The organism is Bacillus sp. AK124, from assembly GCF_053903085.1.
Genome location: NZ_CP096378.1, coordinates 1,572,140 through 1,585,577, shown reverse-complemented (window position 1 = coordinate 1,585,577; position 13,438 = coordinate 1,572,140). Strand labels below are relative to the sequence as shown.

General features: G+C 46.2%; 14 protein-coding genes. All 14 read right to left on the bottom strand.

Features of this window, described 5'->3' with window-relative positions; all coding sequences use genetic code 11:
- Positions 1–6: 6 nt before the first annotated feature.
- Positions 7–498 (bottom strand): YaiI/YqxD family protein, encoded by a 492-nt coding sequence (locus tag M1E06_RS08000; RefSeq protein ID WP_023855238.1) that lies wholly within the window; start codon positions 496–498, stop codon positions 7–9.
- 264 nt (positions 499–762) lie between these two features.
- Entirely contained in the window at positions 763–1,575 is an 813-nt protein-coding gene (locus tag M1E06_RS07995) for a pyruvate, water dikinase regulatory protein (protein WP_023855239.1), read from the bottom strand.
- Positions 1,576–1,600: 25 nt separating this feature from the next.
- Entirely contained in the window at positions 1,601–2,239 is a 639-nt protein-coding gene (locus M1E06_RS07990; protein ID WP_025804968.1) for a helix-turn-helix transcriptional regulator, read from the bottom strand.
- A gap of 197 nt (positions 2,240–2,436) precedes the next feature.
- Positions 2,437–4,476 carry a glycine--tRNA ligase subunit beta gene (gene glyS, locus M1E06_RS07985; protein ID WP_025811143.1) on the bottom strand — a complete coding sequence of 680 codons (2,040 nt, stop codon included), beginning with the start codon at positions 4,474–4,476 and terminating at the stop codon, positions 2,437–2,439.
- A complete protein-coding gene (glyQ, locus tag M1E06_RS07980) occupies positions 4,469–5,356 on the bottom strand; it encodes a glycine--tRNA ligase subunit alpha (RefSeq protein ID WP_020452239.1) in 888 nt (295 codons plus the stop codon). The genes glyS and glyQ overlap by 8 nt, the downstream gene beginning before the upstream one ends.
- A 331-nt stretch (positions 5,357–5,687) precedes the next feature.
- A complete protein-coding gene (recO, locus tag M1E06_RS07975; protein WP_020452240.1) occupies positions 5,688–6,458 on the bottom strand; it encodes a DNA repair protein RecO in 771 nt (256 codons plus the stop codon).
- 37 nt (positions 6,459–6,495) lie between these two features.
- A complete protein-coding gene (locus tag M1E06_RS07970; RefSeq protein WP_003183626.1) occupies positions 6,496–6,639 on the bottom strand; it encodes a YqzL family protein in 144 nt (47 codons plus the stop codon).
- Positions 6,640–6,800: 161 nt separating this feature from the next.
- A complete protein-coding gene (era, locus tag M1E06_RS07965; RefSeq protein ID WP_023855242.1) occupies positions 6,801–7,706 on the bottom strand; it encodes a GTPase Era in 906 nt (301 codons plus the stop codon).
- On the bottom strand, positions 7,687–8,097 hold the full coding sequence (locus M1E06_RS07960; protein WP_020452242.1) for a cytidine deaminase: 411 nt from the start codon (positions 8,095–8,097) through the stop codon (positions 7,687–7,689). The genes era and M1E06_RS07960 overlap by 20 nt, the downstream gene beginning before the upstream one ends.
- A gap of 132 nt (positions 8,098–8,229) precedes the next feature.
- On the bottom strand, positions 8,230–8,610 hold the full coding sequence (locus tag M1E06_RS07955; RefSeq protein ID WP_020452243.1) for a diacylglycerol kinase family protein: 381 nt from the start codon (positions 8,608–8,610) through the stop codon (positions 8,230–8,232).
- A complete protein-coding gene (gene ybeY, locus M1E06_RS07950; RefSeq protein ID WP_025811142.1) occupies positions 8,588–9,064 on the bottom strand; it encodes an rRNA maturation RNase YbeY in 477 nt (158 codons plus the stop codon). Before ybeY ends, M1E06_RS07955 begins: the two co-directional genes overlap by 23 nt.
- A complete protein-coding gene (locus M1E06_RS07945; protein ID WP_228119640.1) occupies positions 9,061–11,115 on the bottom strand; it encodes an HD family phosphohydrolase in 2,055 nt (684 codons plus the stop codon). The genes ybeY and M1E06_RS07945 overlap by 4 nt, the downstream gene beginning before the upstream one ends.
- A 164-nt stretch (positions 11,116–11,279) precedes the next feature.
- Positions 11,280–12,239, bottom strand: coding sequence for a PhoH family protein (locus M1E06_RS07940; protein WP_017474322.1), 960 nt, complete (start codon positions 12,237–12,239; stop codon positions 11,280–11,282).
- On the bottom strand, positions 12,236–13,432 hold the full coding sequence (gene yqfD / locus M1E06_RS07935) for a sporulation protein YqfD (protein ID WP_025811140.1): 1,197 nt from the start codon (positions 13,430–13,432) through the stop codon (positions 12,236–12,238). Before yqfD ends, M1E06_RS07940 begins: the two co-directional genes overlap by 4 nt.
- Between the last annotated feature and the right edge of the window lie 6 nt (positions 13,433–13,438).

Genomic DNA, 13,438 nt, shown 5'->3' with positions numbered 1-13,438 from the left:
CGCTGCTTAGTACGTAAATCCTTCAATTTTCGACAAGATTTTTTGCAGCTCTTTGACAAATCGCTCTCGGTCTTCCTTGACCAGTTTTTTCGGGCCTTTCGTGTAACGTCCGCTTCTTCTCAATTTTTGTGCGACGTGACGGCGGAAAAGAGCATGATCGATGGAGTCCTCTTCGAAAAGATAGCCTCTCTCCGACATCACATAGACCTTTTTGCCAAGCAAAAGTGATGCCAGCCCGATATCTTGTGTGACGACGACATCACCTGGTCGAACATGGTTGGCAATGTACAGATCGGCTGCTTCTTTATGCGGATCGACATATGTCCAATTCTCTTCTTCTTTCCTTGTGACTTGAAAATGCTCGAATGAAGCCACGAATATGACCTTTACGTCGAAATCCGCCGCTGTTTTGAGCACTTCATCTTTCACCGGGCATGCGTCTGCATCGACAAAAATCGTCCTTTCTTTTTCAAGAAGACTAATTCTCCATCCCTCCATCAATCTCCTGCTATAAATACAGGCAAAATCACACAGGTTTCAAAAATAATCGATCTATAAGAATTTGTCGAAAGTTTTTTTCGGGAAATTCTTGACACGATACCCATAATAGTTTATTCGTTCTGTACTAAGCTTAAACCTAAAAGTTAATTATTTTATCACAATTTTTTATTATAATACAAATGGGTTAAAGATGCTAACATTTTCACTTTTCCCAAAACCATCAAAGCAAAAACCCAGGATGGGGTGTCCTGAGTTTTATTCTTAGACCCTTTTTGTCATCATGTTGTGAATAATGTTGGCCGTTTCCTCTACCGCTTTATTTGATACGTCTACGACATTGCAGCCGATGCGGCCGACGATCTTTTCAAAGAACTCCAGCTCTTCTTTGATGCGGTTGATATTAGCGTAAATCGCTTTGTCGTTGAGGCCGAGCGATTTCAGGCGCTCCTTGCGAATATGGTTCAGCTTATCCGGGCTGATTTTTAACCCGATGCATTTAGCCGGATCAACGGTAAAGAGTTCTTCGGGAGGATCCACCTCAGGAACGATCGGAACGTTTGCCACTTTTAACCGTTTGTGCGCCAAGTATTGGGATAACGGAGTTTTGGACGTTCTCGACACGCCGATCAGCACGATATCCGCTTTTAAGATGCCCCTTGGGTCTCTGCCGTCGTCATATTTTACGGCAAATTCGATGGCCTCTACCTTCTTAAAATAATCTTCGTCCAGCTGCCGGACTCTGCCCGGCTCGTATTTCGCGCTGAAGCCGTAGACCGTCTCCATTTTCTCAATCAGCGGGCCGATGATATCGTAATACACGACATTCGCCTTTTCCGCTTCGGCGATTAAAAAATCACGAATCTCCGGGACAACAAGCGTAAAACAGATGATGCCTCCGTCCGCTTCTGCCAGCGAGATCACTTCTTTTATTGTTCCGCGGTCTTCGACATAAGGAATCCGCCTGATGTTTGTCTGCTCGGATGAACCGTTAAACTGGCTGATAGCCGCCTTGACTACGAGCTCAGCGGTCTCGCCGACAGAGTCTGATACAACATAAATCGTCCGATTACTCATGATATCCCTCCATTTGAAGTTCACTCTACATGATTTCATTTTCAGATAAGCCGACTAAAATTTTTGTCATGTTCGTTTTCGTAATTCTTCCCACAACTTCATAGCCTTTTTCTGTATCTTTTACAACAGGCAGTGCGTCAATTTGTTTTTCGATAAGCATCTTGGCAATGTCCAAAATGAAATCGTCGCGCCTGCAAAGCGTAATGTTCGGCATTCTCGTCATAATGATATGGACGGGTATTGAAGGGAGCTCCTGTTTGCCGATGCTGGCTCTGAGCAAGTCTTTTCGTGAAAGTACACCGACTAAGATGGCATTATCATCAACGACAAAAAGCGTTCCTACGTCCTCTAAAAACATCGTGCAAATCGCATCATAAACGGAGACATTTTCATGAATGACCACCGGAATGGACTGGAAGTCTTTCACCTGCAGCTTTTTCAGCTTATCAGCCAAGAGCTGCGTGCCCGTCTTTCCCGTGTAGAAATAACCGACCCGCGGCCTTGCTTCCAAAAATCCTGACATCGTCAATATCGCCAAGTCCGGACGAAGCGTAGCCCTTGTCAGATTCAGCTTTTCCGCGATATGTTCTCCGGTAATCGGTCCGTTCTCTTTGACAATCTGCAAAATATGCTCCTGACGTTTATTTAGTTCGATCGTACTCACCACCTTTAAGCCGAAGCTCACAATTCGTTCGTTATGTATAAAAGTCGATAACATATTATAACGCATATGAAGACTAAAATAACAGCAATTACAATTGAATTCTATGAAAAAGACAGGCACAATTTGACAAGGATGTGAAAAATCAATTTGAGCAAAAAGACGATTGCCAGCTTGTCAGCAACCGTCTTCTGCGGTGTTTATTTTACAATGATGGCATTGATGTTTGCAAAAGATCGGATCAGCTCCGCCAGGCTTGCCATTTGCGCCAGGCGGTTCGCTTTTAATCTTTCATCTTCGGCATGGACCATCGTGTGATCAAAATAAGCTTCGATCGGCTCTTTTAGCTTGGACAGCTCACTGAAGGCTCCCTCATAATCTTTTGCTTGGTAAAGGGTCTCTAATTGCTGTCTGCACGCCTCATAAGCTTTGAAAAGCTCCTCTTCTTGAGGGTTTTCAAACAGTGACGCATCAATGGCGTTCGTTTCGCTCTTTTTGCTGATCGAAATAACCCTTGCCAGCGCTTCAGCCGTTTCTTTAAATTCCGGTTTTGCTGCAGCCGATTCAAGAACAGCGGCTTTTTTGACAGCCGAATACGGCTCAAGGTTCGAGCTTTCGAGCACGGCATCCACCACATCGTAGCGGATGTTTTCCGCTGTTAATACGTATTTGAGGCGCTGTTTAAAGAATTCGAGCAGTTCGCTGTTTGCTTCCTGTCCGGCAAACGCAGCCAGTTCTTTGAATGAAATGCCCCAGTTCCGGTCAAGCAGGATTTGGACGATGCCGCTCGCCTGTCTTCTTAGTCCATACGGATCCTGAGATCCTGTCGGAATAACGCCGATTTTAAAGAATGAAGCGACCGTATCAAGTTTATCCGCTAATGCGACGACGGCGCCGACGATTGATGAAGGTGCTTCCCCTCCGGCTTGTCTCGGCATATAATGCTCATTGACAGCGAGCGCCACTTCTTCTTTCTCCCCGAGCATCCGCGCATATTTTTCACCCATGATGCCCTGCAGCTCAGGAAATTCGTAAACCATGTGTGTCACAAGGTCGAATTTTGAAATGTGCGAAGCGCGCTTGATCAGCTGCACCGTCTCTTGATCCGCACCGATGATTTCAGCGATCCGTTCAGCAACCGCCTCAGTGCGTCTTACTTTGTCTCCAAGCGATCCCAGTTCTTCGTGGAAAACGATCTTTTCGAGTTTTTTCACATTCTCGTCAATGTTTAATTTTTGATCTTCTTTATAGAAGAAGGCGGCGTCTGAAAGCCTCGCTCTCAGTACTTTTTCGTTCCCTCTCGCCACGTTTTCAAGGGCGCGGCTGTCTCCGTTGCGGACGGTCACAAAGTAAGGAAGCAAATCGCCGTTTTTATCTTTGACAGGGAAATAGCGCTGATGCTCTTTCATCGTTGTCACGAGCACCTCTTCAGGAATTGCGAGAAATTCCTCTTCGTAAGAACCGGACAGAACCGTTGGATATTCAACCAGATGGGTAACCTCATCCAGCAGATCCTCGTCTCTCGGAATGTCCCAGGACTTTTCAGCCGCCAGTTCGTCAAGCTGCTTAACGATCAGCTGCTTCCGTTTGTCCGGATCGGCAATCACAAACTGGCTTTCCAGTGCCGCTTCGTATTCAGAAGGTGCGCTCAAGCTGGCTGCTTTTCCGAGGAAGCGGTGTCCCTGTGTTGTGCGGCCGGTTTCGACATGAGCGACTGAAAACGGAACGACTTCACTGCCGAACAGCGCGACGATCCATTTAATCGGCCTGATGTATTTCAAATCTTCGCTGCCCCAGCGCATGTTTTTTGGAAAGTGGAGGCTTGTCACCAAGTCGCCGAGCTCAGGAAGTAATGAAAACGTATCCTGACCTTTTTGGAATTTTTGCACAAAAACATATTCCGTTCCTTTGATGTCTTTAAAATACAAATCTTCCGGACTTGCTCCTTGCCCCCGTGAAAAGCCGATGGCCGCCTTTGTCCATTCGCCGTTTTCGTCAAGGGCGATTTTCTTTGCCGGTCCTTTCGCTTCTTCTGTCACATCGTCCTGCTTCTCCGCCACGTTCTCGACAAGAACGGCCAGTCTTCTAGGGGAGTTATACAGCTTGACGGAACCGAAGGCAATATTTTTTTCCTTGAGCCAGCTTTCCAGTTTTTCACCAAGCTGAGTCATGCTGTCATGCATGAAGCGCGCCGGCATTTCTTCTAATCCGATTTCTAAAAGCAAATCTTGATTACTCATGTGAAGCCTCTTCCTCCTTCAGCATTGGGAAACCCAACTTTTCGCGTTCATCATAATACGTTTTCGCCACTTTTCTGGCCAGATTTCTCACCCTTGCAATATATCCTGTGCGCTCCGTGACGGAAATCGCTCCTTTTGCGTCAAGCAAGTTGAACGTATGCGAGCATTTCAGTACATAATCATAAGCAGGATGGACAAGTCCCTGATCCATCTGACGGTTCGCTTCTTTTTCGTACGTGGCAAACAATTCGAACAGCATGTCGACGTCAGATGTCTCGAACGTATAGACGGAATGCTCGTATTCAGCCATCTTGAACAGGTCTTTTATCGTATAGCCTTTCGTCCATTCGAGGTCAAAGACGTTTTCTTTGTCTTGAATATAAGAAGCAAGGCGTTCAATACCGTATGTGATTTCCACAGAAACCGGTTTGCACTCAAGCCCGCCGACCTGCTGAAAATAGGTAAACTGGGTGATTTCCATGCCGTCAAGCCACACTTCCCAGCCAAGCCCGGCGCAGCCGAGCGACGGATTTTCCCAGTTATCCTCGACAAAACGGATATCATGCTCCAGAGGGTCGATTCCAAGAGCTTTTAATGAATCTAAATAAAGCTCTTGAATATTGTCGGGAGACGGCTTAATGATCACCTGGAATTGATGGTGCTGATAAAGCCTGTTCGGGTTGTCCCCGTATCTTCCGTCCGCAGGGCGTCTTGACGGCTCCACATAAGCGACTTTCCAAGGTTCAGGTCCAAGGCTCCGCAAAAATGTATATGGACTCATCGTTCCTGCACCCTTCTCTACATCATACGACTGCAAAAGTACGCATCCTTCATTGGACCAGTGCTTTTGCAGTGTCAGAATCATTTCTTGAATATTCAAATGAAGCACCTCCATAAAACGTGTTTTCAAGTTTAATTTTTGGCATAGGGCTGGTTTGGGCAGAAAAAAACTCCCGTCCCTATGCTTGTTTGCCCACAAACATAGGGACGAGAGTTCTCCCGCGGTTCCACCCTAATTGCTGAGAGGAAATGTCTCAGCCTCTTTTTTAAAAGTTGCTCAGGGAATGCCTTTCATTACGCTCTCATCCCCGGCTTTCACCGCCCCGGAGTCGCTTCAATGAGGCCGTGCGCAATTACTTCTTTCCGTCAACGCAACGTCATTATTGAATCCAATCTTCATGACATGATCTTATAAAAAGATGAAGAGGTTGTCAACTTTTGTTTTCATCGCCCAGCATCTTTTTCATATTGTCCATTTGTTCCATGAAGCGCCGCGATTTCAGGTAGATCCCTGAGTACTCGTCATAGTACGTCTGTATGACCCTTTTCAGCTCATCCTTCGTCTCCTGTTTAACCGAGACATTTCCGAGCCTTGACAGGTCAAAATAAAAAAACAGCCTCAACAGCCTGGCGGATGCGGGAGACAGCGGTATCCTGTATGGATCTTTCGCAAAACAGCGGTGGCAGATAAAGCCGTTGTCGCGGATCGAAAAATGAAATGTGCCGTCTTTGCTTTTGCAATGTACACATTCATCCAGCTCCGGATACAGTCCCATCACGCTGAGCATTTTAACTTCGATAAGGTTGGCGATAATGTCGGGATCTGTACCGTCATCGAGCCTCCTCATCGACTGAAGAAGCAGCTCAAATAAAAACGGATTCGGTTTCTTTTCCTCCGTTCCCTTGTCGATTAATTCAGTGATGTAGGCCGCGTATGCTGTTAAAAACAGATCCTCGCGTATATGCCTCATGCTTTCGATCATCTCGCCCTGCTCCAATGTGCCGAGACCGGATGATTTGCGGAATAAAAAAGAAGCATAAAGGAACGGCTGGGAAATCGCTGACAAGCGGCTGTTCGGCTTTTTGGCGCCCCTTGCCAGCACACCGATTTTCCCGTGTTCTCTCGTCAATAGCGTAATGATTTTATTTGTTTCACCATAGTCGTTTGTACGAAGGACGATACCTTCACATTTCGTCAGCATATGTGCACCATCCAAAAATTGGAGGGGTCAAGCATGATCACAAAATTGGAAAGTCAATTTGCGCTAGCTCTTCTTCAAGTACTTCGGGTCTTTCCAGGTTCTCCTTTTCCAATTCTTTAAAAAGGAGGTACGTGTCTACGCTTCCTGTTTGTGAAAATACATTCCAAGTAAAATTCAACATAAAAAGCCCCACCTTTCTGTTTATAACTAGCTTTTTAAACATCCAAATTCTTAAGATTATCTTGACCTTGTATCCTCCATTTCATGTTAAACAATTTTTTCTAATATATCTTTGATTTCGAGAGATTTTGTCACGACTAAACCGCGGTCAAGCTCTGTTCGTTAATACTCGTCTTCTCTAAATCCAAAATCACGAAGCTGAGACATCTTGTTGCGCCAGTCTTTCTGCACTTTAACCCACAGCTCTAAAAACACCGATGATCCGAGCAGCGCCTCGATATCGGTTCTTGCCCGCTTGCCGATTTCTTTAAGCAGGCTGCCTCTTTTTCCGATGACGATCCCTTTTTGTGAATCGCGTTCGACGACGATGGTCGCGCTCACATACACAGAACCGTTTTCCCGTTCTTGAATGGACTCGATCGAGACCGCAATGCTGTGAGGGATCTCTTCCCTTGTCAGATGCAGCACTTTTTCCCGAATCAGCTCAGAAATGATAAATCGCTCCGGATGATCGGTCACCTGGTCACTCGGGTAAAACTGCGGACCTTCCGGCAAATAATCTTCAATTTGCTTTAAAAGCGTATCGATATTATTTCCCTCAAGGGCGGAGATCGGAACGATTTCCTGAAACGGATACCTGGTTCTGTACTCATCGATCAGCACAAGAAGCTCATCCGGATGAATCCGGTCGATTTTGTTGACGATCAAAAATACCGGCGTCTTGACTCCTTTTAAGCGCTCGATGATAAATTCGTCGCCTTTTCCGTAGCCTTCCTCCGCATTGATCATAAACAAGATCAAGTCGACTTCCTTTAAAGTGTTCTGCGCCACCTTCATCATAAAATCGCCCAATTTATGCTTCGGTTTATGAATGCCCGGCGTATCGATAAAAATCGTCTGGGATGTATCGGTTGTCAGCACACCTTGCACTTTGTTTCTTGTTGTTTGCGGTTTGTCGCTCATGATGGCAATTTTTTGGCCGATCACGCGATTCAAAAATGTAGATTTTCCTACGTTTGGTCGTCCGATAATGGAGACAAATCCTGATTTAAAGCTTTCCTGTGTCATGTAAGTCCTCCGATGAAAATGCTCCTGGCAGTAATTCTTGAACCGTCATTTCTTTGATTTGGCCATTCAGATTGGTTAAGATGACAGGCATGTTTGGTGAACAAAGTTCAGAAATCACCTGTCTGCACGCTCCGCACGGCGACACCGGACCCGGCGTATCCGCAGCGACGGCAAGCATCTTAAACGATTTTTCCCCTTCCGAGTAAGCCTTGAACAACGCTGTCCGCTCGGCGCAGTTGCACAGGCTGTATGCAGCATTTTCAATGTTGCAGCCTTTGTACACCTTGCCGTCCTCAGTCAAAAGGGCAGCGCCGACTTTGAATTTCGAATACGGAACATATGCAAATTCCCTTGCTTTTAAAGCTTCTGCAATCAATTCTTGTTTAGTCAATGTGTGTATTCCTTCCTATAGCGGTTATGGTACCGCTAACACTTTTATTTTACATAAAAATGGCTTCTTTTTCACGCCCAAATCACAAATGTAAAATTTTTGTAAGAATTGCGCACAATGAAAGGCACGGCATCAAAACAATTTTGACAAAAAGATGAGTAACCCAATCATACACGAAACGGCCGCAAACACGCAAACCGCCCCGGCCGCCGCGTCCTTTGCCGCCTTTGCAAGCGGGTGGTTCTCTTTTGTGAAAAGATCGATCGTATGCTCCACAGCCGTATTCATCAGCTCCAAGGCAAGCATTCCGCCGATCAGGATCAAGATGATGGACCATTCGATCAGAGTCAGCCTGAAGAAAAAGCCGCAGACGATCACAAGGATGGCGGCCCCGGAATGAATTCTAAAATTGCGCTCCGACATGAACGTCTTGACTATTCCTGTTAAGGCGTTTGAAAAACTCCATTTCAGACGGCGCCATTCATTTTGTTTATGAGGATCTTGAGAGCCCATATCGATTCAAAATGTCCTTTTGCTTAGTGAACATCTCTTTTTCCTCTTCTTCTGTCATATGGTCATAGCCGAGGAGGTGCAAAAAGCCGTGAACCGTCAGAAAACCCAGCTCCCTCATCAGTGAATGCCCGTATTCTTCGGCCTGTTCCCGTGCTTTATCAGCGCTGATGATGATATCTCCGAGAACGGGCGGCATGTCAGCGCCGATAATTTCAATCTCTCCTTCCCCGTCTTCTTCAAGGGCAAATGAAATGACATCAGTCGGATAATCTTTGCCTCTGTACTCTTTGTTGATTTTTTGGATCTCTTCATTGTTGACGATCGTAACCGAAACTTCGGCGCCGTCTGCGACGCCTTCCTCTGCCGCTGCGAATTGAAGAATTTTCTCAATTTCAGCAAGCTGGTCTTCAGGGACCCGTCCGATCTCGTCTGTGATATCTAGAATTAAACTCATGTGTGTTTCACCTTCTGTTTAGGATTAGCTTCCGGATATTCGATCCGGGAATGAAAAATGCCTTTCAGCGTTTCACAGAGCGTCTTCGCGATAATATTGAGCTCTTTTAAAGTTAAATCGCATTCGTCAAACTGCCCGTCCTGCAGCTTATCTGATATGATCCCGCGCACCAGCTTTTCAATCCTTTCGGGATTCGGGTTATGCATTGAGCGGACGGCTGCTTCGACACTGTCGGCCACCGAGATGATCGCCGCCTCTTTTGTCTGGGGCTTAGGGCCGGGATAGCGGAACTCTTCTTCAGTCGTCTGATCGCCTTTTTCTTTCGCCTTATAGTAAAAAAACTTGAGCAGCGATGTGCCGTGATGCTGTTCGGCGATGTCGACAAGCTCCTTCGGCATTTTATGATCCCTCAGCATATCGGCGCCGTCTGTTGCATGGGCAATGATGATGTTTTTGCTCAGCTGCGGAGAAAGCTTGTCATGCGGATTATCAATATTCATTTGGTTTTCTATAAAGTATTGGGGCCGCTTTGTCTTGCCGATATCATGGTAATAGGCTCCGACTCTTGCCAAAAGCCCGTTTGCTCCGACAGCTTCACATGCCGCCTCCGATAAGTTCGCGACCATAACGCTGTGATGGTATGTGCCGGGTGTTTCCGTCAGAATTTTGCGGAGCAGCGGATGATTCGGGTTTGAAAGCTCGAGAAGCTTCATCGTGGACAGAATCCCAAAGCCGCTTTCAAAAAACGGCATGAGCCCGAGAACAAGAACTGACGATCCGATGCCGGACACCGCTCCCATAACAAGGTATGTACCCATCTCAAGTCCGGTTTGCGCCGTGTTTTGAATCAGCTGCAGGGTAAACAGGACGACGATGTTGATCAGGGAGACAAACAAGCCGGCCTGGAGGATTTTCGCCCTCGCATTATGCTTCCCTAAAAATAGTATACCCGCCATCGAGCTGATCAAGAAATACGTTCCGATTCCATAGTTAAACGTGCCTGTCACACCCTGGTTAAACATCATGCTTCCGCAAATGGAAAGGATCATGCTCGACAGGATCGCCAGCCTTTCATTGATCAGCAGTTTAATGAGCATCACGCCCATCGCAATCGGCACGAGATAGCCGATATGGCCGATTTCAAGCTGCTGAAACAGGCTGATCACTTCCATGACGATTAAAACGATCGCTGTAATCAATGAAAACAGCATGAGCGACTTATTTTTCGGAATCCGGCTGCTGTACTGCCTTTCGAAATAGTAAACCAAAGCTGAGATGAAAAGCGCGATTAAAAGCAGCAGTCCGCCGACAGGCTTGAAAATGTTGGCTCCGCTTAAAAGTCCTGTCAGTTCAAGCTTTCGATAGACTTCCCTGTCGATCAGCTGATTTTCCTCAACAAGTATCTGCCCCTGCTTGATCTGCACCTGCTGCACGCTGTCAGCCGCTTCCTGACGCTTCTGCTCCGTCTTGTCAGGATCGTATACATAGTTGGGAATGATTGCAAAGCGTCCGATTTCATCGGCGGCGTTTTTTAATTTTGAAGGTATCGAATTACCCTTCAGCTCTTTCGTTACATGCTCTTTCGCTTCATCAAGCTTTCCGGCGCGGATTTCTTTGCTCATCACGTCATTGACGGCGGTGATGACCGAATCCTGTGTCATGGAAAGCTCTCCGTCGCTGGCCTTCAGCAGGTGTTTGATTGAATCCTGCGACAGCGAGTCCGTCACATCTGAAGTCAGCTTTTCTTCGACAGATTTGATCTGGTCTTTTTCAGATGGGGCCTGCTTGTCTTTTTTCTCTTGTTCTGCGCTTTCTTTTTTCACTTCTTTAATGATGTCGAAAATTGATGAGACAAGGTCAACCCTGTTGTCAGAGTACTCTTTTTTCAAGGTGTACTGGTCGGGAACTTCCTCTCTCGCTTCCTGCTTTTTATTAGCCGTTGCCTTTTGATCTTCGACTGTTGCCGGCGCATAGATCGTATTCTCGCTGATCGAAAATAAATCGAGGTCGAGGGACTCGGGCCTCACATGGAAAAACAGCAGGATGAACATTAGCGCGGATAAAGCCGCATAAAGAATGACGGGGAGGAAGCGGCCGTTTTCCAAGCGGATGGGCCGAAACTTTCCGTCTCTTTTTTTCTTTTTCAACAAAAGCACCTCTTTTCCCGCGGGAAACTAAAAAATGACCCGATAACGGGCGATCGGGCCATTCGGAATTATTTTGACTTTTCGTATGCTTCAATAATACGGGCGACAAGCGGATGTCTGACCACGTCCGTCTGATCCAGTTCAACAATTGAAATGCCTTCGATATCAAGGAGCATCTTTTTTGCAACGGCAAGCCCCGATGTGACGCCCTTCGGCAAATCGATTTGCGTAATGTCGCCTGTAATGACCATTTTAGAACCAAAACCCAATCTCGTCAAAAACATTTTCATTTGTGCCGGTGTCGTATTCTGCGCTTCATCCAAAATCACAAATGCGTCGTCGAGCGTCCGCCCCCTCATGTAAGCAAGCGGCGCGATTTCGATCGTTCCTCTTTCAAGCAGCCGTGCCGTATGGTCCGTTCCGAGCACGTCATGGAGCGCGTCATATAGCGGTCTTAAATAAGGGTCGACTTTCTCCTTTAAATCCCCCGGCAAAAACCCGAGGCTTTCCCCTGCTTCAACAGCTGGTCTTGTCAAAATGATTTTTTTGATGCGTCCGTTTTTCAGTTCATGAACGGCCTTTACGACAGCCAAATAGGTTTTCCCCGTTCCTGCAGGGCCGATGCCGAAGATTAAGTCGTGCCTTTTCATGGCGGCGATATATTCTCTTTGACCGATGGTTTTGACTCTGATCGGTTTTCCTTTGGCGTTTTTCGTAATTTCCTCTTCATACATGCTTTCAAAAAACTCAAGCTTCTGCTTTTTCGCCATCTTGATCGCATACAAGACATCGCGTTCTGATATCTCGATTCCTTTGCGGATGAGATTCAAGAGGGATGCAAGCAGGCTGTCCACGATTTCAAACGTTTCTTCGTCTCCGGTCACATAGACGGTTTCACCGCGCGTGACAATCGAAATGTTCAGCTCTTCCTCCATTAACTTCAAATGGGAATCCTGGTTCCCAAACAGCGCTTGAGCCTCGTTCGGACTTTCCAGTTGCTGATGAATCGCAAGTAAGTGTTCTGTCATTCTTTAGTCTCCTGAACAATTGGTGTTGTTTGAACAATGTCTTCAATAACCTGGTAAAGGATGATCAATTTAACTTTACCATTCTCACTCGTTTCGTGCAAAACTTTTTCACTAATAATGTTCCCGTCGCTCCCGATTTTTTTCCTGATGTCTCTTTTTCCCATTTCGACCCCTTCAAGGACCGCTTCTTTTTTCGAGTACACCCTTTTGATTTGTTCGCTCTCTCTCGTATGTTCCTTTTCATACGCGACAGGAAGCGTAAAATTCATAAAATGCAGCGAGTGTTTTTCGGTTTCTGTCTTCGGACGCGAGAACTCTTCTTTTTTAAAAGAAAAGCCCCAGACAGGCACAGAAAAAGAACCGAAGGATAGCTTGTGACTTGTCCTTACTTTACCCGTAAAAACGTCAAATGATGTCTCAAGAGGAACCGTTACCTTTGACTTGTACCAGGTTTCACCGTAGATTTTCCCTTTGGCTCCGACTTTTTGCTTTTCCTCTTCGCTCCCGATCAGTCCGGAAACAAGCATTTGCCCTTTTTCAACGTGCTGATTCACGGTGACGAGCGGCTCGCCTTTTTCCACGAACATTTTCGAGATGGTCGCCCCTTTTTTGGCGACGATGTGCCTCGGACCAATATATTTTTCTTTGTCAGGTTCATTTTTTTCAACCACTTTCATGTGAAGGGCCGTGCCGTTTAATTCAATGCCCACCCAGGTGATGTTTTCGACGCGCTTTGTAAGCGCCTGCTGAATTTTTTCCGGGGTCAGCATCGTAAACTGAAGGCGCCCTTTTTTGACGCCGATTTGATTCAAGTGCTGTCTGATTTGATGTTCTGTCTCCGGATTGGCTCCTGTTATGTCAATTTTCCAGAGCATGTTGGACAATAAAAACATGATGATAAAAAAAGCAGCAATTCCAATAGTGAAGCCGCTATTCCGTTTAGACTTCTGCACAAGGAAAGGGAAACCTTTTCGTCTGACGAAGCGGCACTTGCAGTCAAAATCCCTTATGACCCTCCGGAAGGCATGTACATCAGAAAGCGGAATATAAAGAAAGACAGCGTCTTTCTTTTTCTTAACATTAAACATCGGGATGCTGCGCCTGGTGCATTCATTTAATAATCGCTCGATCCCCTTTCCCGTTATCTCAAGCTGGATCTTTCCTGAAAAAAAAGAAAGCCATTTATTCTTCACGATTCT

Excerpts from the sequence above, each read along its gene's own strand:
- M1E06_RS08000 (WP_023855238.1), bottom strand. The coding sequence starts at position 498 with ATGGAGGGATGGAGAATTAGTCTTCTTGAAAAAGAAAGGACGATTTTT.
- M1E06_RS07995 (WP_023855239.1), bottom strand. The coding sequence starts at position 1,575 with ATGAGTAATCGGACGATTTATGTTGTATCAGACTCTGTCGGCGAGACC.
- glyS (WP_025811143.1), bottom strand. The coding sequence starts at position 4,476 with ATGAGTAATCAAGATTTGCTTTTAGAAATCGGATTAGAAGAAATGCCG.
- recO (WP_020452240.1), bottom strand. The coding sequence starts at position 6,458 with ATGCTGACGAAATGTGAAGGTATCGTCCTTCGTACAAACGACTATGGT.
- M1E06_RS07970 (WP_003183626.1), bottom strand. The coding sequence starts at position 6,639 with ATGTTGAATTTTACTTGGAATGTATTTTCACAAACAGGAAGCGTAGAC.
- era (WP_023855242.1), bottom strand. The coding sequence starts at position 7,706 with ATGACACAGGAAAGCTTTAAATCAGGATTTGTCTCCATTATCGGACGA.
- M1E06_RS07955 (WP_020452243.1), bottom strand. The coding sequence starts at position 8,610 with ATGGGCTCTCAAGATCCTCATAAACAAAATGAATGGCGCCGTCTGAAA.
- ybeY (WP_025811142.1), bottom strand. The coding sequence starts at position 9,064 with ATGAGTTTAATTCTAGATATCACAGACGAGATCGGACGGGTCCCTGAA.
- M1E06_RS07945 (WP_228119640.1), bottom strand. The coding sequence starts at position 11,115 with ATGTTCATCCTGCTGTTTTTCCATGTGAGGCCCGAGTCCCTCGACCTC.
- M1E06_RS07940 (WP_017474322.1), bottom strand. The coding sequence starts at position 12,239 with ATGACAGAACACTTACTTGCGATTCATCAGCAACTGGAAAGTCCGAAC.